This window comes from Nocardia goodfellowii (assembly GCF_017875645.1).
GTDB lineage: Bacteria > Actinomycetota > Actinomycetes > Mycobacteriales > Mycobacteriaceae > Nocardia > Nocardia goodfellowii.
The window spans coordinates 7,794,164-7,814,976 of sequence record NZ_JAGGMR010000001.1 but is presented as its reverse complement, the minus strand read 5'-3'; the positions used below and the strand labels follow the sequence as shown (position 1 = coordinate 7,814,976).

21 protein-coding genes are annotated in these 20,813 nt (G+C 68.8%); 17 read left to right on the top strand and 4 right to left on the bottom strand.

Going from position 1 to position 20,813, the window contains the following annotated elements; genetic code table 11:
- Window positions 1–11 precede the first annotated feature (11 nt).
- The 5 genes from BJ987_RS36235 (at window position 12) to BJ987_RS36215 (ending at window position 4,165) form a co-directional block, all read left to right on the top strand.
- On the top strand, window positions 12–176 hold the full coding sequence (locus BJ987_RS36235) for a hypothetical protein (protein WP_209897524.1): 165 nt from the start codon (window positions 12–14) through the stop codon (window positions 174–176).
- Window positions 176–898, top strand: coding sequence for a disulfide bond formation protein B (locus BJ987_RS36230; protein WP_209897523.1), 723 nt, complete (start codon window positions 176–178; stop codon window positions 896–898). Before BJ987_RS36235 ends, BJ987_RS36230 begins: the two co-directional genes overlap by 1 nt.
- Window positions 899–982: 84 nt before the next feature.
- Window positions 983–1,879 carry a CE1 family esterase gene (locus tag BJ987_RS36225; protein ID WP_209897522.1) on the top strand — a complete coding sequence of 299 codons (897 nt, stop codon included), beginning with the start codon at window positions 983–985 and terminating at the stop codon, window positions 1,877–1,879.
- Between the two features lie 85 nt (window positions 1,880–1,964).
- The gene (locus BJ987_RS36220; protein WP_209897521.1) at window positions 1,965–3,341 is read left to right on the top strand and encodes an AIM24 family protein; all 1,377 of its coding nucleotides are present in this window, start codon (window positions 1,965–1,967) and stop codon (window positions 3,339–3,341) included.
- A gap of 116 nt (window positions 3,342–3,457) precedes the next feature.
- Window positions 3,458–4,165 carry a Mut7-C RNAse domain-containing protein gene (locus BJ987_RS36215; protein WP_209897520.1) on the top strand — a complete coding sequence of 236 codons (708 nt, stop codon included), beginning with the start codon at window positions 3,458–3,460 and terminating at the stop codon, window positions 4,163–4,165.
- On the opposite strand, the gene BJ987_RS36210 is transcribed toward BJ987_RS36215, so the two are convergent.
- Window positions 4,146–5,723 (bottom strand): ATP-binding protein, encoded by a 1,578-nt coding sequence (locus BJ987_RS36210; protein WP_209897519.1) that lies wholly within the window; start codon window positions 5,721–5,723, stop codon window positions 4,146–4,148. The two genes, BJ987_RS36215 and BJ987_RS36210, sit on opposite strands and share 20 nt — an antisense overlap.
- 344 nt (window positions 5,724–6,067) lie before the next feature.
- On the opposite strand from BJ987_RS36210, the gene BJ987_RS36205 reads away from it, so the two are divergent.
- The 5 genes from BJ987_RS36205 to BJ987_RS36185 all read left to right on the top strand — a co-directional run bounded on the left by BJ987_RS36205 (window position 6,068) and on the right by BJ987_RS36185 (window position 8,116).
- Entirely contained in the window at window positions 6,068–6,445 is a 378-nt protein-coding gene (locus BJ987_RS36205; protein ID WP_209897518.1) for an Rv3235 family protein, read from the top strand.
- A 59-nt stretch (window positions 6,446–6,504) separates the two neighbouring features.
- A complete protein-coding gene (locus BJ987_RS36200; RefSeq protein WP_209897517.1) occupies window positions 6,505–6,972 on the top strand; it encodes a DUF4352 domain-containing protein in 468 nt (155 codons plus the stop codon).
- 5 nt (window positions 6,973–6,977) lie between these two features.
- Window positions 6,978–7,199 (top strand): hypothetical protein, encoded by a 222-nt coding sequence (locus BJ987_RS36195; protein ID WP_209897516.1) that lies wholly within the window; start codon window positions 6,978–6,980, stop codon window positions 7,197–7,199.
- Between the two features lie 49 nt (window positions 7,200–7,248).
- Window positions 7,249–7,725, top strand: coding sequence for an aggregation-promoting factor C-terminal-like domain-containing protein (locus BJ987_RS36190; protein WP_245366289.1), 477 nt, complete (start codon window positions 7,249–7,251; stop codon window positions 7,723–7,725).
- A 121-nt stretch (window positions 7,726–7,846) separates the two neighbouring features.
- Entirely contained in the window at window positions 7,847–8,116 is a 270-nt protein-coding gene (locus tag BJ987_RS36185; RefSeq protein ID WP_209897515.1) for a DUF2277 domain-containing protein, read from the top strand.
- A gap of 4 nt (window positions 8,117–8,120) precedes the next feature.
- Here the strand turns inward: BJ987_RS36185 and BJ987_RS36180 are convergent, their stop codons facing one another.
- The 3 genes from BJ987_RS36180 to BJ987_RS36170 all read right to left on the bottom strand — a co-directional run bounded on the left by BJ987_RS36180 (window position 8,121) and on the right by BJ987_RS36170 (window position 11,330).
- A complete protein-coding gene (locus BJ987_RS36180) occupies window positions 8,121–8,360 on the bottom strand; it encodes a hypothetical protein (RefSeq protein WP_209897514.1) in 240 nt (79 codons plus the stop codon).
- A 103-nt stretch (window positions 8,361–8,463) separates the two neighbouring features.
- Complete coding sequence (locus BJ987_RS36175) at window positions 8,464–9,771, bottom strand: DUF5933 domain-containing protein (protein ID WP_209897513.1); 1,308 nt, start codon at window positions 9,769–9,771, stop codon at window positions 8,464–8,466.
- A 305-nt stretch (window positions 9,772–10,076) separates the two neighbouring features.
- Window positions 10,077–11,330, bottom strand: a complete 1,254-nt coding sequence (locus tag BJ987_RS36170; protein ID WP_209897512.1) for a cytochrome P450 family protein — start codon at window positions 11,328–11,330, stop codon at window positions 10,077–10,079.
- A gap of 429 nt (window positions 11,331–11,759) precedes the next feature.
- Here BJ987_RS36170 and BJ987_RS36165 point away from each other — a divergent pair, with 429 nt between their 5' ends.
- From BJ987_RS36165 to hrpB, 7 genes are all read left to right on the top strand, one after another.
- Window positions 11,760–12,530 carry a (2Fe-2S)-binding protein gene (locus BJ987_RS36165; protein ID WP_209897511.1) on the top strand — a complete coding sequence of 257 codons (771 nt, stop codon included), beginning with the start codon at window positions 11,760–11,762 and terminating at the stop codon, window positions 12,528–12,530.
- Window positions 12,531–12,546: 16 nt separating this feature from the next.
- The gene (locus tag BJ987_RS36160; protein ID WP_245366288.1) at window positions 12,547–13,563 is read left to right on the top strand and encodes a FecCD family ABC transporter permease; all 1,017 of its coding nucleotides are present in this window, start codon (window positions 12,547–12,549) and stop codon (window positions 13,561–13,563) included.
- On the top strand, window positions 13,560–14,570 hold the full coding sequence (locus BJ987_RS36155) for a FecCD family ABC transporter permease (protein ID WP_209897510.1): 1,011 nt from the start codon (window positions 13,560–13,562) through the stop codon (window positions 14,568–14,570). The genes BJ987_RS36160 and BJ987_RS36155 overlap by 4 nt, the downstream gene beginning before the upstream one ends.
- Window positions 14,567–15,379: an ABC transporter ATP-binding protein gene (locus tag BJ987_RS36150; RefSeq protein WP_209897509.1), complete on the top strand. Its 813-nt coding sequence runs from the start codon at window positions 14,567–14,569 to the stop codon at window positions 15,377–15,379. The genes BJ987_RS36155 and BJ987_RS36150 overlap by 4 nt, the downstream gene beginning before the upstream one ends.
- 38 nt (window positions 15,380–15,417) lie before the next feature.
- Window positions 15,418–16,437 (top strand): ABC transporter substrate-binding protein, encoded by a 1,020-nt coding sequence (locus BJ987_RS36145; protein ID WP_209897508.1) that lies wholly within the window; start codon window positions 15,418–15,420, stop codon window positions 16,435–16,437.
- Window positions 16,438–16,543: 106 nt separating this feature from the next.
- Window positions 16,544–18,121, top strand: a complete 1,578-nt coding sequence (locus BJ987_RS36140) for an alpha/beta hydrolase (RefSeq protein WP_209897507.1) — start codon at window positions 16,544–16,546, stop codon at window positions 18,119–18,121.
- A gap of 32 nt (window positions 18,122–18,153) precedes the next feature.
- Complete coding sequence (gene hrpB / locus BJ987_RS36135; protein ID WP_209897506.1) at window positions 18,154–20,583, top strand: ATP-dependent helicase HrpB; 2,430 nt, start codon at window positions 18,154–18,156, stop codon at window positions 20,581–20,583.
- The last annotated feature ends 230 nt before the right edge of the window (window positions 20,584–20,813 follow it).

The window sequence follows — 20,813 nt, the reverse complement described above, 5'->3', positions numbered from 1 at the left end:
CGAGGATGCCCATGTACACCTTGCTCTTCCTGATGACCTTGCTCTGTGTGCTGACCGTGCTGCTGATCGACCGGTTCGGTCGCAGATCGCACGCGTTGTGGGCCGTGACCCTGGTCGCCGCGGTCGCCGCGTTCGCTTCGCATGTCCTCGAGCACACGTTCCGGCTGGAGTTCTGATGAGTGCGCCAGAGCGGAAACCCATGACCGGCGACCCCGTCGTCAACGGCAAGCGGGTGATGACCATGCGCCCCGACGACAGAGTGCTCAGCCCCTGGCCCGCCCTCGACCGGATCGCCGATCACGACGTGCCCGAGCAACACACGCGACGCAGATTCGGTCTCGCCTTCGCGCACCTTTATATCCTCGGCGTCTGTGCGATCCTGGCCGGAGCGTTCTACTACCAATTCGTGCGGTGGGAATATCCCTGCCCGCTGTGCCTGCTGCAACGAATGTTGTTCCTGCTCAGTGCGATCGGGCCGGGCTACGTCATCGCCCGGTCCCGCGCCGGTGCGCTCTCGACTCGTGACTGGGCGACCGGCTGGGGCTGGACGGTCGTCGCCGCGATCTGCGGCGCCGTGGTCGCCGCGGCGCAGGTGCTGATGCATATCGTGCCGCCGGATCCGGGCTACGCGGGCACGTTGTTCGGCGTGCATCTCTACACCTGGGCGCTGATCGGGTTCGTCTGCGCGGTACTGGCCGCGGGCCTCATGCTCTTCCTGACCCCGTCGCTCGGCACGGCCACCTATCCGATGCGGCGGCGCGATACCGCGGTGTTCACCCTCGGACTGCTGGCGCTGTTCGCGCTCGCCAACCTGATCGCGTGTTTCTTTCTGCAAGGGTTGCACTGGCAGCTGCCCGATACGCCGGACGGCTATGTGTACTTCTCCGATCAACACTGAGCGCTCGCGTTTTCGACGGCCGAATCGGAATGCGGCACAGCGATTTCGGCATTATCCGCGGTGTGTTCGTGCCATAGTTGGTCGATGTCGTGGCTACGCGGTATCGGTGCCATCGCGATCGTTCTGACCGCCGTTGCGGCGGTGTCCTGTGGTGATTCCGGCGGCGAACAAAAACCTTCGACTTCGACGGCCGCGCCGCCCGCTGATAAACCGGCGCCCGGTGATCACACCGTCACCCTCGAATTCGCCGGTAAGGCAAGGACTTACACGGTGCACGCGCCGCCGGGCTACGACGGCAGCACCGCATTGCCGCTGGTGGTCGTAATGCACTATCGCCCCGGCACTTCCGCGGAGATCGCCCAGACCACCGGGATGAACGCCAAGGCCGATCAGGAGAACTTCCTGGTCGTCTACCCGCAGGGGTTGAACGACGCCTACAACGCGCTGGTCTGCTGTGGCTCCGAAGACGATGTCGGCTTCATCGGGCAGGTCGTCACCCGAATGACCGGCCTGTGGAAAGCCGACCCGAAACGCGTCTACGCCACGGGCATTTCGAACGGCGCTGATATGTCGTACAAACTCGCCGTCGAATTACCCGCCACGTTCAAAGCCATCGCACCGGTGAGTGGCGGATTCATCGGAGACCGCGCGTTGCGGGACGCGGCCTACAAACCGGCCGCGCCGGTCTCGGTGATCACCTTCCTGGGCGGCAAGGACCGAGCGGCCGCCCAGCTCGGCCTCGGCGTCGACACCTGGCGGCAGCGGCAAGGCTGCGCGGCCGACCCGGTGCCGCAGGAGTTCCCGCGCGGAATCACGCTGACAGCCGGGAAATGCGCCGACGGCAGCGATATGCACGTCTACAAGTTGCCGGAGATGGGGCACTCATGGCCTGGTGCGCAACGCGGCGGATTGGTCGACCCGGGGGCGGGTCTCAACGCTACCGATCTGATCTGGGAGTTTTTCCGGACTCGCACCAGCTGAACTGGCACTCCGGCGGAGCACACGGCAAACTCGATGGGGTGTTTCGCAAACTCCAAGGAGTGGTGGAAAACCGCGGAGCGAACCGGTGACCGCGCTGGCTCGCGGTGAGAATCGGCCCGCGCCCGGCGATCGGCTGACAGTCACCGTCAGCTGCACCGATCCCGTCGATGTCTCCGCGCTGCTGCTCGGTGCGAACGGCAAGGTGCGCTCCGATGCCGACTTCGTGTTCTTCAATCAGCCCGTCGGGCCCGGTGTCACCTACCGGCACGGCGCGGGCGGGCCGGACGTGGTGGAGGTGCAGACCGCCGCGGTGCCCGCCGACGTGGACAAGGTGGTCGTCACCGCGAGCCTGGATCGGCCCGGCACCTTCGCCGGTGCGGGATCGCTGCTGGCGACCATCGGATCGCCTTCCGGCACATTGACTTTCCCGATGACCGGGCTCAGCACCGAGACGGCCGTGGTGTGCGTGGAGATCTACCGGCGCGGCGGGGCCTGGAAGGTGCGCGCCGTCGGGCAGGGATACGACAACGGATTGGCCGGTATCGCCACGGCTTTCGGGGTCGATATCGATGACGAACCCGCCCCGCCCCCGATGCCCGCCCACCAGCCCTCGGCCTATCAGCCACCGCCCCCGGCCTATCAGCCGCCCGCCTCGCCGACGTACCAGCCGCCGCCGCAACCCGCCTACTCCGCCCCGCCGCGATTCCAGCAAGGAGCACTGCCGATGCAGAGCGATCTGTTCAACTCGAGTTTCGCCGAAGCCAGCGGTCCCGGCATCCAGAAGCAGGGCGGCAAGATGATCAAGGTCGCTGTCGCCGGTGAGGTGATGGCGCGTTCCGGCTCGATGGTGGCCTACCAGGGCGATTTGCAGTTCAAGGCGCTGGGCTCGGGCGGTATCGGCCGCGCCATCCAGCAGCGGCTCACCGGTGAGGGGGTGCCGTTGATGAAAGTCACCGGCCGCGGTGATCTGTTCCTGGCCAGCGCCGCCGCCGACGTGCACACCGTCGATCTCGACGGCACCGACGGTCTCACCATCAACGGATCCAACGTCCTGGCCTTCGACTCGAGCCTGCGCTACGACGTGAAAATGGTTTCCGGTGCGGCCGGAGTCGCCAGCAACGCGGGCCTTTTCAACTGCGTCTTCACCGGACGCGGTCGCATCGCCATCACCACCCACGGCACCCCGGTGGTGCTCCAGGTCGACCAACCCACCTACGCCGACCCGCAGGCGGCGGTCGCCTGGTCCTCCAGCCTGAGCACCGGCATCAAACGCAACGACTCCTTCGGACTGAGCCGCCTCATCGGCCGCAGCACGGGGGAGGGTTTGACGTTGTCGTTCTCCGGCCGTGGTTTCGTCATCGTGCAGCCGTCGGAGCTGCCACCCGGCGGCCTGCTCGGCGGCACCGGCGGCGGCCAGCAGGCCGGTCAGTCCGGTGGTGCGCTCGGCGGGTTGTTCAGCTGAACCTGGCCGGCGGCCCGCAGGCTGGTCGGTCCGGGAGTGCGCTCGGTGGGTTGTTCAGCTGACCCGCCGGCGAAATACGCTGGCCCGTCTGCCATTCCGGCTGGCATGCTGACGAGATGAGTGCGGCGGGGATCACCATCGAGTTCGCTCCGGCGCTGCACGTGTTCGTCGGGGCCGCTTTGCGGGCGGGCTCCACTCCGGTCCGCACCGACGGAACTTCCACGCTCGGCCACGTCGTCGAATCCCTCGGCGTCCCGCTGACGGAGGTGGGCGAACTCCTGGTCGACGGCCGTCCCACTCCGACCGCCCACGTCCCCGCCGCGGGCGAAGCCATCGAGGTCCGCGCGGTCGCCCGGCCGCAACCCCACGCCGAACCGCTCCGCTTCCTCCTCGACATCCACCTGGGCACCCTCGCCCGCCGCCTCCGCCTCCTCGGCCTGGACGCCGCCTACGAAAACCCCGACATCGGCGACGCCGCCCTCGCCACCCGTTCCGCCACCGAACACCGCATCCTGCTCTCCCGCGACCGCGGCCTGCTCCGCCGCCGCGAAATCTTCGCCGGCGCCTACATCTACAGCCACCGCCCACCCGACCAACTCGACGACGTCCTCACCCGCTTCGCCCCACCCCTCACCCCCTGGACCCGCTGCACCACCTGCAACGGCCTCCTCCGCCCAGCCCGAACCCCGGACACCCCAACCCCACTCACCCAATGCACCACCTGCGGCCAGACCTACTGGAAGGGCGCCCACCACCCCCGCCTCGACGCCATCGTCACCCACGCCCTCGCGAAGGTCCGGGCGCTCACGCGCGAAGCAGGGTGACCTTTCGTCCCGCCGGTGTCCGAGCTTCCGCGAAACCGGTGCGTTCGGCGATGGGCGCGGCGCTGGACCGTCGATCGAAGATCACCAGCGTCCCGGTATCGAGGCTGAGCCGGTCCAGGTAGCTGTCGAGCTGAACCAAGCCCTCGGCGAGTGGGTCGGCCTGGTGCCCCGCCCAAACCTTCAGCTCCAGAGCTTCGCGTTGCTCGGCTTTCCGGCCCCCGGGCTCGGAATAGGGCTGTCGCACAAGCAGATCGATGCGTCCGCGGCCTACACCGACCTCACGGTCTATATACCCGGCACCGTTGACGATGCGATGGAGGTAGGCCATCAACACCAATTGGGCGGCCGCCTCGTGGTAGTTGTCCCGGGCCGCCAGCACGTCACCGTGTTGCATCCAAAACGTCGCGAACTCCCGGAGAAGACGTGGGAAATCGATGCGGCCGTCCGGGAACCGGAAACTCGAAGGCTCCGCTGTCACCGCCGACTCGGCGCTGGCCCCTAAGAGCCGCACGATCACTTCCTGATAGATCGGATTGGCGATGCGCAAGGTCTTGCCCTGGGCGATCAAACCCAGATCGCGGGCATAGGAGGTGTCGTCATCGAAGTCGATCTGTGGTGGGCGGACCGTGCCGATGATGATCGGCTCGAGCACGCGCTGCACCCGCGGCTCTGTCAGCTTGTCTATCAGTGAGTCCAGGTGTGTTGCCCGCGCCAGGATCAGTCGCTCTTTGGCCTCCTCGACATGATCGATGCCGATGGTCCCGCGAACCCTCATCCGGCCGATGATTTCCCACGCCAAGGCATTCACCAGCCACGGCTGTCCCTGGGTGTACCAGAAGGCCAGATCGATGCCCTTGTCGTCGAACTCCTGGCCGGTGGCGGCAGTGTGCTGGCGGTAGAGCTGAGCCATCTCCGCCTTGGTGAAGTCGCCCAGGCGGATCGATTCGATCGAGATATTGAACGGACTGGCACCACCGAGTCGCCCTGGATCGCCGCCCGAGGCCGCCTTGTAGTCACGCAGGTCCCGCAGTCCGCACAACACCACCGAGTGCACGAACTGTTTCCGATGCTGGGTGAACCCCGATCGCAGTTGGCGCAACACACTGATCAGACCGGCGCCGCGCAGCGTATCGATTTCGTCGAAGAACAACACCAGGGGTCGCGGACACTTGGCCACCCATGCGGCTAGACCGGCCATGAGCCGAGTGCCGGGCGCGGCGTCGGGCCAGTCCTCGGGTGGCAGCAATTCGGTGTCCCACCCTTGGAATTCGGACGCCTGGCGGATCACGCTCAGTAACGCCTCTTCCACCCCACCGAAGTCGTCGCCGAATGCCGCCGCGGTCTCACACGACACGCAGAGTGCCAGAAAGTGCCCGGCGGCAGTCAACTCCTGGGCCATCCCGAGCAGCGCGGTGGTCTTGCCGCTCTGCCGCGGCGCGTGAACAACGAAGTAGAAACCGAACTCGAAGTACATCTGCGCGTCGGGCAGGCGATCCTCGGCGGGGAGCATGTAGTGCAGGTCCGGATAACACGGACCGACCGTGTTGAAGTACCTCACCGCGCACACCCTACTCAGGCAGAACACCGACACGCCCGGGTGATCTTCGGTGGTGGAAAAGGTGTAACGGTTCGTTGGTGGGGGACGAGTAGAGGGCAACTCATGCGGAAAGTGCATGAATGCCCGCGGTGTTGGTGCTCGGCTGCGGGGCCGGGCTCGAGGATGGGGTCGTTGGTGTGAGCGAAGTTCGTAGGAATGTGCGGCCGGCACCGAATTATGAACCGCCACTGCGGCATTGTGGGTGTGGGCCGCGGCGGGCGGCGGGGATGGCGGATCGATGGGTTGATCCGCCGGTGGTGCGGGACAAGCCGTGTGCGGTTGATGCGCGGGCTATTTCGCCGCGGATGCGGAAGTTGGGGGTGCGGGAGGCGCCGCCGGTTGTCGGTGCCGCGCAGTCCGCGGCACGGAAATTCGCTGATCGGGTGTTGCGGGCCGCGTTGGAGGTATTGGATCATCGTCGGCCGGTGGCGCAACTCGGGGGAATGGTGAGTCCGCAGGTGCTGGCGGCGGTGCGCACGATGGTGGCCGGTGATTCGGCGCCGAGCCGGGAACTGGGGGTCGCGACGCTGGCCAAGGTCGACGTGTTCATGGTCGACGCGGAGAACGCGGAGATCTGCGCGCGATATCTGCGCGGGCATCGCAGGCTGGCCATCGCGGCGCGGGCCAGGTATGTGCGCGGTGGCGGATGGCAGCTGACGGTTTTCCGGGTGCTGGGAGTGTAGGTATGCGGCGCAACGCGATTCAGTGCCCGGAGCCGGGGTACGGGCCTACCCTCGGTGCAGTGCGTCGGTTGTTTCTGCTGCTGGTATTGCCGCTCGTGGCCTGCGGGGCCGAGGAGTCCGAGCCGGTGCCGGTTCCCACCAGTACCCCGTTCGCGCGCACGCAAGAGGATTGCTCCGAATTGGCGGTGCACGCGCTGGAGGTGCAGCCCGGCGTGGCCAATCTTTTCGGCACCCACGCCGAGTTGCTGCCGAAGGGGCAATTCGTGCGGGTCCGGGTCGCGATCACCAACACCGGCGACCGGGTGCACGACACCCGGCCGGAGGATTATCACCTTGTCGACACCGGGTCCGGCGGCCACCGGATCGGCGTCGACGCCATGCGCGTCGAACGGCAGTTGTTCGAGTTGCAGATCGGCGCCGGCAACCGGCTGGAGATGGATCTGTGGTACGACCTGCCGGTCGGGGCAGTTCCACACGAGTTGCGGGATACGGTGTGCGCCAGCACAATTCCGCTGCCGGGCCGGTGAGCCGGATGCCGAAACGCTATTCGCCGCAGGTGCGGGAGGAGGCCGTCCGCCGGGCGCTGGCATACGTCGAGGAGCACGGATCGGCGTATGCCGCGGCCAAGGCCGTCGGGCCGGCGGTCGGGGTGCATTACGAGACGCTGTGGATGTGGACCAAACAGGCCCTGTCCGAACGGGCTTGGCGGGCGCGCGTCCAGCAGTCCGGCGTGGCAACTCCGCCAGAGAGTTAACTAGTGATTTGCTCGATTCCGCATGCTGCATGCGGAAGGAGCAAATCCTATGGCTCGGACAGTTTCACTGGGCGTTGCTGCCTTCTGTGCGGTGGTGCTGGGTGCTGCTCCCTCGGCCGCGGACCCCGGCAAGGGCGGCCCCACGGCTGCGGACTACGCCGCCGCCGAGATACCCAACTGCGAGACGCCGGAGTGCGCGGCCGTGGTCCGGCAGGCGGGCATGACGATGGTGCTGGTTCGCGCGACGAACAAGCTGATCGCGTTGTCCATCGTGCCCGTCCACCAGTTCCACGCCTTCGACATGGTCATCACTCGCGAGAGCGGCTGGAACCATCTCGCGCGGAATCCCAGCAGCGGCGCCTACGGTCTCGGTCAAGCGCTGCCGCCGGAGAAGATGGTCACCCACGGCCTGGATTGGATGGTCAACCCGGTCACCCAGATCCGCTGGACCTACGACTACATGAACAAGCGCTACGGCGGTCCCGAGGGCGCATGGGCCTTCTGGCAGGCCAACCACTGGTACTGACGCGGATCAGAGGTCGACCGGTCGGCGGATGTCGTCGATCGGCGGCACCCCTGGCGGGCGACTCGATCACAAGATTGGCCTCTGAGCCCCACATGTCGGTGCCTGCTCGTAGCCTCGGGATATGTGCCGAAACATCACCGCGTTGCGCGGGCTCGAGCCTGCGGCAACTCCAGAGGAAATTCAGGCTGCGGCCCTGCAATATGTGCGCAAGGTGGGTGGCCTCTCCAGCATTTCCGCAGCAACTAAGCCGGCGGTAACGGAGGCGGTCGCGGACATTGCCGCGGCAACGGCTCGGTTACTGGCGCAGCTGCCGGATCGCAAGGTGCCGCCGAAGACGGTACCGCCGCTGCGTCGCCCGGAGGTGCAGGCGCGTCTGCACGCGCACGACTGAGCCGTCAGGCCATCTCTTCGAGATCGGCCAGCTGAGTGTGGACATAGGCCGCTATTCGATGTCTGGCGGCCGGTGGAAGGCGGGCGATGTCAGCGGCCGTCAGCACCGGCTCGCCGGGTACCTGCACCTGATACTCGTCGGGTTCGGGTGTTGTTGTGACCACCGATAGGTGGTCCGGCCGGGGCGCCGCCACGGGACGTTGGGGTTCGTCCGGGTCGGCTCCGGCTAATGCCGTGCGCACCATGTGAATCAGAATATTGCTAATCCCCTGGTATTGCGGCAAGTTCGCCATCGATGCAGGAAAGTGGGGTTTCCAGCAAACCCGAGGTTTGCAAAAGGAGAATTCGTTACGAAGTGCTATGGGTGGGCGCGAACCAGGTGCGATAGAAGGTGATCGCCAGCACGGCGAACAACCCGAGGATCGTGACCCCGGCCGGGAACGGATGGTTCGCCATGGTCAGGGGCAGGTAGCGGACGGCGAGCAGCACGGCCGCGAAGGTGGCGACACCCAATGCGACCACCTGTACGCGCCCGCGATCCCAGCCGCGCTCGGGGTCGCGCAGCACGGACTCGATGGTCAGGCACAGCGCCGCACCCACCACCAGATCGACGCCGTAGTGCGCGCCCAGCCCCAGCGTCGCGAGCAGCGTGCCGATCAGCCAGAAGACTCCGCCCCAGCGCAGCCAGGCCGGCCCGCGCCGGGTGTGGATGAACAGCGACAGCGCCCACGCCGTGTGCAGTGACGGCATGCAGTTGCGGGGCGTGATTCCGTCGAACGGCATCGCCGCCGGTGCGGCGGGCAGCGGCGGAACGACGTCGGGCCAGACATTCGCCAGTTCCATGCCGTGGCCCCAGGATCCGAAGGCCAGGATCGGCCCGACGACGGGGAACAACACGTAGAACAGCGGTCCGATGAGACCGATGGTCAGGAACGTGCGCACCAGGTGGTGCCGCGGCCACCGGCCCGCGGTGACCCCGCGCAACTGCCAGACGGCGACTACGATCGCCGCGACCGGCAGCTCGAAATACACCCAGCGCACCAGGCTCTCGAACCAGGGCGCGGCCTCCAGCATCTGCCCGACCAGCCACGACGGATTGCCCAGCGCCCGATCCGCGACCTGGACATAGGGATCGAGCACCATGGGGCGGGCCCACGCGGTGACATCCAGCCAGATCTCGCCCACCTTGGTGGCGAGGATCAGCAGAGCGCCCAGCGCGATGGTGCGCAGGGCGGTTTCGCGCTGGACTCCGCTCCAGCGCACGGCGGCGAGGATCGCCAGCACCGTCAGCACGATGGTCGGGCCGTTGCCGACGGTGAACTTCGCGCCCTCGATCGCCCGGATCGCCACGAAGACGAGATCGAGTGCCACCGCCGAGGCCAGCGCGGTCATCCGCACCCGGTTGGTGACGCCGACCAGCGCCAGCAGGAACCCGGCCCACGAAGTGCTCGCGGATTTCGGTATACCGACGTAGTCGCGCGCCAGACTGGTCAGCGGGCCGAGCGCGTTGATGTGCATCGCCATGGCCTGACCGGCGACGAGCACGAGCACCGCGGCGGCGATGCCACCCCAGATGGTGATCGGCCGAAAGTGCCCTTCTCGCCGCCCGATCCCGGTCGCCGGGGTTGAATGTTCGTGCGGGTCGAGAATGAGCATTCGGACATCGTAAACACGATGCGAACACCGCAATACCACGCGGTTAACAACCCGGACCGAACCGGCGACCGCGAAACGCCCTGCGCGCCAGTCGAACAGTGACCACGCAGGCGTACGCCGGCTCGTGCGAATGTGCTGCGGACAACATACCGACCCCGCTGAGCTCGCCGTCTGTGTTCCGGCGAGCTCAGCCTTTCCGCGAAGTCAGCGATCCGGTGACCTGCGCGTTGTCGCGAGGTCAGCGTTCCGGCGACCCTGAGCGTTGTAGCGGGGGCAGCGTTCCGGCGAGCTCAGTGCCGTGGAGTTCAGGAGGCGACCGACCACCGATTGTCGCCCCCGCGGGACTTCGCCGCCACCTCGAGGCGGACCGGCAGCGCGGTGAGCCCGTGGATCAGCAGGCTCTTGCGCCAGGCCAGCGCGCCGAACTCACCATCGAGGGACAGTGCCGAGGTCCGCGCCAGCAGCCGGGTGAGCGCGACCGTCGCCTCCATCCGGGCCAGCGCCGCCCCGACGCAGAAGTGCATGCCGTGCCCGAAGGCCACGTGCTTGTTGTCGGCGCGTCCGGCGTCGAAGCGGTCCGGGTCCGGGAAGCGCTTCGCATCGCGGTTGGCGGCGCCGATCGAGATCATGACGAACTCGCCCGCGTCGATGTGCTGGCCGCCCAGCGTGACCGGTGCGGTGGTGTAGCGGGCCGTGGCCAGATGCACCGGGCCCTGCGTGCGCAGAATCTCCTCCACGAATGCCGGGATGCCCGCCGGGTCGGCTCGCAGCCGATCCGCGAGTTGTGGATCGCGCAGCAGCTCGTGGACCGCGTTGCCGATCAGGTTGACGGTGGTCTCGTGCCCGGCGGCCAGCAACAGCAGCAGCATGGAGATGAGTTCCTGCTGATCGAGTTGATCGCCGTCGTCCTTGGCGACGATCAGCGCGGAAAGCAGGTCGTCGCCCGGGTTTTCGGTGCGGGCGGGGATGAGGCCGGTGAGATAGGTGAAGAAGCTGATGCCCGCGTTGGTACGCACCTCGATCGACGCCGATTCGTCGACCACACCGGCGGTCCAGGCCCGGAAGTCGTCCTTGTCGTCGTCGGGGACGCCGAGCAGTTCGCAGATCACCGCGATGGGCAGCGGGAAGGCGTAGCTGTCGAGCAGGTCGACGGTGTCCGCGCCGTGCATGTCATCGAGCAGTTGGTCGGCGATATCGGTGATGCGCGGGCCGAGGTCGCGAATCGCGCGCCCGGCGAACGCCTTCTGCACGAGTTTGCGCAGCCGGGTGTGCTGCGGTGGGTCGGCGAAAAGCATGTTGTCGGTGATGGCCGCGTTGAATTTGTCCGCGGCGCCGTGCTTCGCCAGCACTGCCTGGCCCTCGGGTGACCCGATCTTCTTACTGATGGACGGTTCGGTGAAGGCCTGCTTGGCCACGTCGTGGTCGACGATCAGCCAGCCCGCGACGCCGTCGACCCGGACCCGGTGGATCGGTCCGCGTTCGTAGAGCGTCCGGTAGACCGCGTGTGGATCCTGGTAGAAGTCGTCGGTCAGTTCGACGATCTGGTGGGCGGTCGTCATATGCGGCTACCTGCCGTCGGAGCGGCGGAGTCCAGGAAGTTCACGTGCCCAAGTCCTTTCGACGTGCGAACGGTTTCGAGGTTGCGCGCGCCGCAGGCCGGACCGAGGCGTCGACGCACGGCGGCTCGGGGTGGAACTCGGGGGAAATCGACCGGATCTGCGGCTGTTAGCGGTTGAGCAGTGGAGCACGGTCTGTGTAACCAGCGATGCGGCGGCGGTGCGGGACGGTCGCCGACGACAGAACCTACTATCTCCGGCGATTCCGCAAAACCAGTACCCGGTCGTAAGGCACAGCGAAAAGGTTTGCCGAAAGTCAGCTGGATGCAGCGGAATTGGTCGATCGATGGACCGGACGAACCGCGGGCGCGCAGCGGAATTGCCACTAGGTAAGGCTTACCTTAGTATCGCGGCAAGGGATTCGATCGAAAGGTGGGAACTGACGTGCCGCTGGCCGATGCCTATCAGAGGCTGGGTCAACTGCTCCCCGTGGTGCGCGTCGGTGTGGGCAGTGCCGCCGGTGGCCGCTGGGTCCAAGGGCGCTCGCTGGCAACGGATTTGGCGGTCATCGACGAGTTGATCGAAGCCGAGGAGCGGCGCGCCGTCGAGGACTACGGCACGACTCCGCGCCGGGATGTCGCCGCCACCTGGGTGCTGCGCCGGTACGCGTTCACCGCGTGCCTGGCGATGAGCGCGCCGTGGTTTCTGCGGCGGCGCGTGCCCAGGGTGGCACTCGATCGTGTCGCCTACGCCTGGCGGGATCGCGAACTCCTGCTCGAGGCCGACGAAATAGTCTGTCTGCCAGGCGATTCCGTAGAAGGTCGGCACGGCGTGCGGATCGTCGCGGACGAGGCGGCACTGCGCGCCGAACTGCGCGACGCTGTCGCCGCGCATCTGGCTCCGCTGCTCGAGGCGTTCGGGCCGGTGCTCCGGCGACGGCCCCGGGCCATGTGGGGCTTCGCCACGGATCAACTGGCCAACGGGATCTCGCATCTCGGCAACGCCCTCGGTGAGCCGGCGGCGGCCGCGGCGGCGGCGAACGCGCTGTTGCCCGGAGCCACTCCGCCATACCTGGGTGGCGCGGGCTTCCGGCTCGGGCCGGACGCGGCGCGCACGCAAACCACCTGCTGTCTCTTCTATACGGTCCGGCCGGCGGAGCTCTGCGCTACCTGTCCCCGCGTTGCGCAGATAAGGCATGCCTAACCTATACTCTCCGTCCATGGCATCGGTAGACACGGCCCGCGGGGCCTCGATGCGGTACCGGATACCGGTACTGCTCATGGCGTTTGCTGCGTTGCTGCTGGTCTGCCTGCTGAGCCTGGCCTTCGGTGCGCGCTCGGTACCGCTGGGCACGGTGGTCGAGGCATTGCTGGGCGACGCGCAGGGGCGAGACGCGATGGCGGTCACGGGAATGCGGCTGCCGCGCACCGTCGTCGGCCTCGTTGTCGGGGCGGCGCTCGGGCTCGCCGGGGCGGTGCTGCAGGGTGTGACGCGTAATCCGCTGGCCGCACCGACCACCATGGGTATCAACGCGGGCGCGGGTTTCGCGGTGGTGGTGGCCATTTTCGCGCTGCGTCTCACCCAGCCGGTCCAATTCGTGTGGTTCGCCTTCGCGGGGGCCGCCGGGGCCGCGATGTTCACCCTGACGCTGGGCCGCCGCGCCGGAGACCTGGATCCGACCCGGCTGGTCCTGGGCGGCACGGTGCTGCATCTGGTGTTGATCTCCTGGACCTCGGCGGTGCTGCTGTTCAGTGAGCGCACCCTGGATGAAGCGCGTTTCTGGCTGGCCGGATCGATCGCCGGCCGCGACCTCGCCGTGCTGACGCCGATGCTGCCCACCTTCGCGATCGGCGCGGTGGCCGGGCTGGTGATCGCCCCCGCGCTCAATACTCTCGCCCTCGGTGACGAGGCGGCCGTCGCGCTCGGCCTGCCGGTCGCCCGAATTCGCCTGGCGGGCATGGTATCGGTGGTGCTGCTGGCCGGATCGGCGGTCGCGGTCGCCGGGCCCATCGCGTTCATCGGACTGGCCGCGCCGCACCTGGTGCGGCTGGTCTTCGGTAATGACCAGCGCCGGATCCTGCCGGGCTGCCTGATCGCGGGACCGCTGCTGTTGCTCACCGCCGACATCGCGGGCCGGCTCATCGCCCGGCCTTCGGAGCTCGAGGTCGGCATCATCAGCGCGTTCCTCGGCGCGCCGCTGCTGGCGCTGCTCGCGCGCCGCCGGGAGCTGCGATGAAGAACATTCATGTGAGCCGCACCCTGCTGGTCGGGGTCCTGTGTGCCGGCGCTCTGGTCGTGCTGGCGACCATTGCGCTGTCCGTCGGCGAAGTCCAGATGTCGGCGGCGACAGCGCTGCGGGCCGCGTTCGGCGCCGGCGATCCCGGCGAGGTCTACATCGTGCAGGAGTTCCGGGCCCCGCGCCTGATCGCCGGAGTGCTCGCCGGGGCCGGTCTGGCCGCCGGCGGCGCTGTGCTGCAACGTCTTTTCCGTAATCCGCTGGCCTCGCCGGATGTGATGGGCGTGACCGGCGGCGCCTCGCTGGGTGCGGTGGCGGTGCTCGCGGCCGGAGCGAGTCAGGCGCTGATACCGGTCGGGGCGCTCGGCGGCGGATTGCTGGCGGCGGTGCTGCTCGCGGCCATCGGCTGGCGGGCCGGGTTCCCGGTGACCCGCCTGGTGCTGGTCGGCTTGGCCGTGCAGGCGGGGCTGGCGGCGGCGGTGAATCTGATCGTGGTGCGGTTCCCGCGCGAGCTTGCGGGGGCGGCGGAACAGTGGACCGCGGGTTCGCTCTACGGGCGTACCTGGCCCGAGGTGCAGGGCGCCGCCGTCGCGTCGATCCTGGTGCTGGGCTTGCTGTTCCTGCAGTACCGGAAGCTGGCGGTGCTGGATCTGGGTGACGAGTCGGCCGGCACGCTCGGCGTCTCGGTGTCCTCGGCGCGGCTGCAACTGCTGCTGACGACGGTCGCGCTGGCCTCCTTGGCCGCGGCCCTGACGGGGCCGATCGCGTTCGTGGCCTTGGCGGTGCCGCAGCTGGTGCGGCTGCTGGTCGGACCGCCCACCGCGGCCACTCTCGCGGTCACCGGCCTGGCCGGGGCGGTGCTGCTGGTGGGCTGCGATCAGGTGGTGCTGCACCTGCTCCCGGTCGAGGGGCTGCCGGTGGGCATTCTTACCGCCACCATCGGCGCACCGTGGTTGTTGTATTTGATGCTGCGGGAGAGCAGCCCGGTCAATCGGAGAACCGCTTGAGCACCAACGAATTGGCCGCGCGGGGCCTCGGCCTGCACTACGGCGATCGTGCCGTGATCGACGGACTGGATCTGGCGTTGCCCGGCGGCGCGGTGACCGCGATCGTCGGCCCGAACGCCTGCGGGAAGTCCACGCTGCTGCGTGGGCTGACCCGGTTGCTGCGCCCGTCCGGTGGCACGGTCACCTTGGACGGCGCCGATATCCATCGGATGCCGGCGCGGACGCTGGCCTTGCGGCTGGGTCTGCTGCCGCAGCAGCCGATCACCCCGGAGGCGATCACCGTCGAAGCGCTGGTGCGGCTCGGCCGGTATCCGCACCAGCGACTGTTGCGGCCGTGGTCGCCCGCGGATCAGGCCGCGGTGGAGGACGCGTTGCGCCGCACCGGGACCGCCGAGCTGCGGGATCAGCAGGTCGATCAGCTCTCCGGCGGGCAGCGGCAAAGAGCTTGGATCGCACTGGCGCTCGCGCAGGACACCGAGGTGCTGCTGCTCGACGAGCCGACCACCTTCCTGGACCTGCGCCACCAGCTCGACGTGCTCGACCTGGTCGCCGATCTGCACGCCGACGCCGGTCGCACCGTGGTGATGGTGCTGCACGACCTCGGCCAGGCGGCGCGCTACGCCGACCACCTGGTGGTCTTGCACGAAGGACGGCTGGCCGCGGCCGGGCCGCCCGCGCAGGTGCTCGACGCGGAGCTGGTGCGCACCGTCTTCGGGGTCGACGCCGTCGTGATTCCCGACCCGGAAACCGGGACGCCGCTGGTCGTTCCGCGCGGCCGCGCGGCCCGGCACACCGCCGTTCGCCTCTGAACGGCGAGTCAGAACCCCAACAGAAATGAGGACGAGTCATGTCCACCCGATTATTTCGCCGGTCCGGAGCGGGCCGCCTGGCCGTCGCGCTGGTCGCGGCCGCCCTCGGCGTCTCCGGCCTGGCCGCTTGCGGAAGTGATTCCAGCACAACCGATTCCGGAACCTCGGCGGTCGCGCAGGGCGCTTTCCCGCGCACCCTGGACACGGTGAAGGGTCAGGTGACGATCCCGAAGGCGCCGAAGCGGGTGGTGGTGCTCGACACCGCCGAGCTCGACTCGGTGACATTGCTCGGCGTCAAGCCGGTCGGCGCGGTGGTGCCGCACACCAAGACGCGCGGCGGATTCCCGGCGTACCTCGGCGACAAGGCCGACGGCGTGACCGATGTCGGGCCGCTGTTGGAGCCGAACTTGGAGCGGGTCGCCGCGCTGAAGCCGGACCTGATCCTGTCCTCTAAGGTTCGCCACGACAAGATCTACGACAAGCTCAGCGGCATCGCACCGACCGTGTTCACCGAAACGACCGGTGGCCCTTGGAAAGCGAACCTGCTGGTGCACGGCAAGGCGCTGGGCCTGGACGAGCAGGCCGCGACCGCGCTGAAGAACTACGAGGAACGCGCCCGCGCGCTCGGCACCGCGATCAAGGCCAAGAACAACGGCGCCCTGCCGACCGTTTCGGTGATCCGCTTCCTGGCCGGACCCACCCGCCTGTACATGAGTAACTCCTACAGCGGTGTGGTGCTCGAGGACATCGGGCTGGCGCGACCGCGGTCCCAGATCGCCGAGGGACCCGACGCGAAGATCATGAAGGAGATCAGTCCGGAACAGATCGATCTCGCCGATGCCGAGCTGATCTTCATCGCCACCATCGATGATCCGGACAAGACCGAGAAGAAGTCGGTCACCGCCGGTCCGATCTGGCGCGACCTGCCCGCCGTGCGCAACGGCAAGGCGATCGAGGTCGACGACGAGATCTGGATGTCGGGCATCGGCGTGCAAGCCGCCGAAGGCATGTTCGCCGATATCGCCGCGGCGACCGGCGTCGAACTGCCCGCGAAGTAGCCGGGCGCGGAGCCTGGACCGTGTGGTCCAGGTCTCCGTTTATGGCAGCGGGTCTCGCGGTATGGCACGATCAGCCGGTTCGTAGCTCGGTGCAGGAGGCTCTGGTTTGGATGCGCGTATAGGACCCAACAGGTTTCGATGGGTCCGGCGCGCGGCCTCGGCGCTGGTGCTCGCGGTCGGCGTGCTCGGCCTGCCGGTTCCGGCGGTCGCCGAGGACGCTGTCGACTCCTACGTGGATCCGCTCGCCTCGGCCGCCTACACCCCGGTGCTGCACTGGTCGGACTGCCAGGACGGGTTCCAATGCGCTTCCGCGCCGGTGCCATTGGACTACAACCAGCCCAACGGCGCGCAGCTCGAGTTGGCGGTGATCAAGTTGCCGGCCACCGATCCCGATCGGCGCATCGGCACGCTGTTCGTCAACTTCGGCGGGCCCGGACCGTCGGGGGTGGACCGGCTGCGGGAGCGGGCGCGGTGGCCGTGGCTGTTCTCCGAGGAGCTGCGGGCGCGCTTCGACCTGGTCTCCTGGGATCCGCGAGCGGTGGCGCGAAGTTCGGCCGCACGGTGCTTCTCGACGGTGGCGGAGCAGCTGGCCTTCCTCGGGTCGGTTCCCGAAATGCCCACCGCCCCAGGCGAAGAAGCCGCCTACTACGCCTGGGCCCGCGAGTTCGGCGAGCGCTGCGAGCAGCAGGCCGGGCCGATCCTGGAGCACGCCTCCACCGCCAATACCGCCCGTGACCTCGAACTACTGCGCCGCGCGGTGGGCGACGCGAAGCTGACCTATCACGGCATCTCCTACGGCACCCAGGTCGGCGCGGTCTACGCGAATATGTTCCCGAGCCGGGTGCGGGCCATGGCCTTCGACGGCTCGATGGATTTCGAGGGCAACGTCAACGGGCACGCCGGGCAGGGCACCGTCGTCCCCCTCGACGTCAGACAGGATGTGGCCCAGGGCATCTCGGAGACCTTCGCGGCGTTCCTGGGCCAGTGTTCGGCGGCGGGACCACGCTGTGCATTCGCCGCGGGTGAGCCCAGACTCAAGTGGATCGCGCTGGCCGAGCGTGCCCGACTATCCCCGATCCGGTTGGACGGGCAGGCATGGACCTATGCGGCCATCGTCAACGCGGCCGCGGAACTATCGCAGTCGGCCACCTATCCGGAGCTCGCGAACCTGCTGCAAAAATTGTTCGACGCGGGCACCACGCTGCCCGGCCTGTTGCCGATCGCCAAGGGCGCGTCCTATACCGGTAACCGCACCGAGGCTTTCCACGCGATCCAGTGCGCCGACAGCACCGTCCCCACCGATCCGGAGATCTACACGCGCGCGGCGATCTCCGAAGACCTCCGAGTGCCCTACTTCGGCCGCATTCCGGTATTCGCCAGTGCCACCTGCGCTTTCTGGCAGGCGCGCGACGCCGACCGCTTCACCGGACCTTGGGACCGCCGCACGGCGGCGCCGATCCTGGTGCTCAACAGCCGCTTCGATCCGGCCACGCCGCTGCCCGGCGCCTACGCCGGTGCCGACCAGCTGGCCGACGCACGGGTGGTCGTGATCGAAGGCGCGGGCCACAGCAGCATGTACGTGCCGAGCAGCTGTGCCGAGCGCATCAAACGGGAGTATCTGTTCAGCGGCGTGCTGCCGCCGGAGGGCACCCGCTGCGGCATCGACCGGTCACCCTTCGACTGAACCCGGCCCGGCTCCCGGCAGACTTGACGCCGATGAACCTGCCCGAACTTCCCGATCTCCCGGTCCGAGCGCACCTCGGCCGGATCACCGCCACGCTGGCCGCCGCGCAGACCGCCGTGCTGGTCGCGCCGCCCGGCACCGGGAAGACCACCCTGGTGCCGTTGGCCTTGGCGGCCGCGCACGCCGGGCGGATCATGGTCGCCGAGCCCCGGCGGTTGGCCGCCCGCGCGGCGGCGGCCCGGATGGCGGCGTTGCTGGGCGAGCAGGTGGGCGCGACCGTGGGTTACTCGGTGCGCGGTGATCGCCGCGTCGGGCCGCGGACGCGGATCGAAGTCGTCACCTCCGGGTTGCTGGTCCGCCGATTGCAGAGCGATCCGGAACTGTCCGGCGTGGACGTGGTGGTGCTCGACGAGTGCCACGAACGTCATCTCGACGCCGATCTGCTGCTGGCGTTGCTGCTCGACGCGCGTGCGGGTCTGCGTCCGGACCTGCGCGTGCTGGCCACCTCGGCCACGGTGGCCGCGGACCGCCTGGCTGCGCTGCTGGGCGATCCGGCCCCGGTGCTGGAGGTGCACGGCCGGGCCTTTCCGGTCGATATCGCCTACGTTCCGGCCCTGCCGCGGGAGCGGATCGAAGCCCAGGTCGCCCGCGTCACCCGGATGGCGCTGGCCGACGTCGACGGGGACGTTCTCGTTTTCCTGCCCGGGGCGGCCGAGATCCGGCGCACCGCCGATCTGCTGTCCGGCCTGTCCGGGGTGGATGTGGTGCCACTGCACGGCCGGTTGACGGCCGCGCATCAGGACAGTGCCCTGCGTCCGGGGACGCGCCGTCGGGTCGTCCTGTCCACCGCGGTCGCCGAATCCAGCCTGACCGTGCCCGGGGTGCGCGCGGTGGTGGATTCCGGCGTGGCGCGTGTCCCGCGCATCGATCACCGTCGCGGCCTGTCCGGGCTGGCGACCGTTCGGGTGTCGGCCGCGGTGGCCGAGCAGCGAGCGGGCCGGGCCGGACGGGAGGCGCCGGGGCGGGCCTGGCGGTGCTGGCCGGAGCACGAACACGCGACCTTGCCCGCCTATCCCGAACCGGAGATCCGCACCGCCGATCTGACCCGCCTGGCCTTGGAGCTGGCCTGCTGGGGCACCGCCGACGGGCAGGGGCTGGCCTGGTGGGACGCACCACCGGCCGGTGGCCTGAACGCGGGACGGGCGGTGCTGCGGGCGCTGGGTGCGGTGGAATCCAATGGGGGAGTGACGGATCGAGGGCGCCGGATGGCCGTGCTCGGACTGCATCCGCGGCTGGCGCGGGCACTGCTCGACGGCGCGCCCGTCGTGGGCGCGCGGGCGGCCGCCGAGGTGGTGGTGTTGCTCGATGACGACAGCCTCTCTCCCGCAACGGATCTGGTGGCCGCGGTGCGCGCGCTGCGCCGCGAACAACCGGCGCGCTGGAAGCGAGAGGTGCAGCGGATCGCCCGGCTGGTCGACGGTCCGACCGCGGGTGCGGACGATCCGGCTTATGTTGCCGCGCTTGCCTATCCGGAACGACTCGCTCGTCGCCGCGCACCCGGCTCGACAAGCTATCTGATGGCGGGCGGCACCGCGGCGACACTGCCGCCCGGTTCCGGTCTGGCCGACGCGGAGTGGCTCGCGATCGCCGGCGCCGCCCGGGATCCCGGCCGCGCCGAAGGCCGAATTCGCCTGGCCGCCAGCGCCGATGCGGAACTGGCTCGCCGCGCCGCGCCGAATCTGCTCGGCACCGCGGACGAGGTGGACTGGATCGACGGCGATGTCGTCGCCCGCCGGGTGTCGCGTCTGGGCGCGATCGTGTTGTCCGAGCGCCCTTTACGTGATCCCGATCCAGCGTTGGTCGCCACCGCCGTCCGTCGCGGGTTCGCGCTCGACCTGCTGCGCTGGGAGGCCGACGCGCTCGCGCTGCGGCAGCGGCTGGACTTCCTGCACCGCACCCTCGGTGCGCCCTGGCCCGCTGTCGACGACGCCGCCCTGCTCGCGAATCTCGACAGCTGGCTCGGCCCGGAACTGGCCACCGCCCGCCGCCGGGCCGACCTGACCCGCATCGATACGCAGCAGGCGCTGCGCCGCCTGCTGCCCTGGCCCGAGGCCGCCCGTTTCGACGAACTCGCGCCGGAACGGCTGGAAGTGCCCTCCGGCAGCCGGATTCGCCTCGACTACGCCGCCGACCCGCCTGTTCTCGCGGTCAAAGTCCAGGAGATCTTCGGCTGGGCGGACACCCCGCGCCTTGCCGGTGGCCGAGTGCCGGTCGTGCTGCATCTGCTCTCCCCGGCCCAGCGTCCAGCGGCCGTGACCGCCGACCTCGCCTCTTTCTGGCGCACCGGCTGGCCGCAGGTTCGCGCCGATCTTCGTGGCCGCTACCCCAAGCACGCCTGGCCCGAGGACCCCGCCGCCGTCACCGCTCATCGCGGCACCGCCCGCAATGCCCGCCCGAACTGACGGCGGTAAATCCGGGATCTGCTCGGCGCGGCCCCCATGCGCCGCGCCGAGCCCGACCACAACCGTCGCCGCTGTCTCGACCGCGGGCAGCGCGCCTCGGGGGATCGCGCCGCGACCAGCGGCTCGCGGAGAGCGCTGGGTCCGATCAGGTGTCGAGGATGCTACCGCACAGTAACCAGTTCCGCAGAATAGTAGGCAGCTGACCGGTTCGCTCCCTGCGCCGGTCAGCG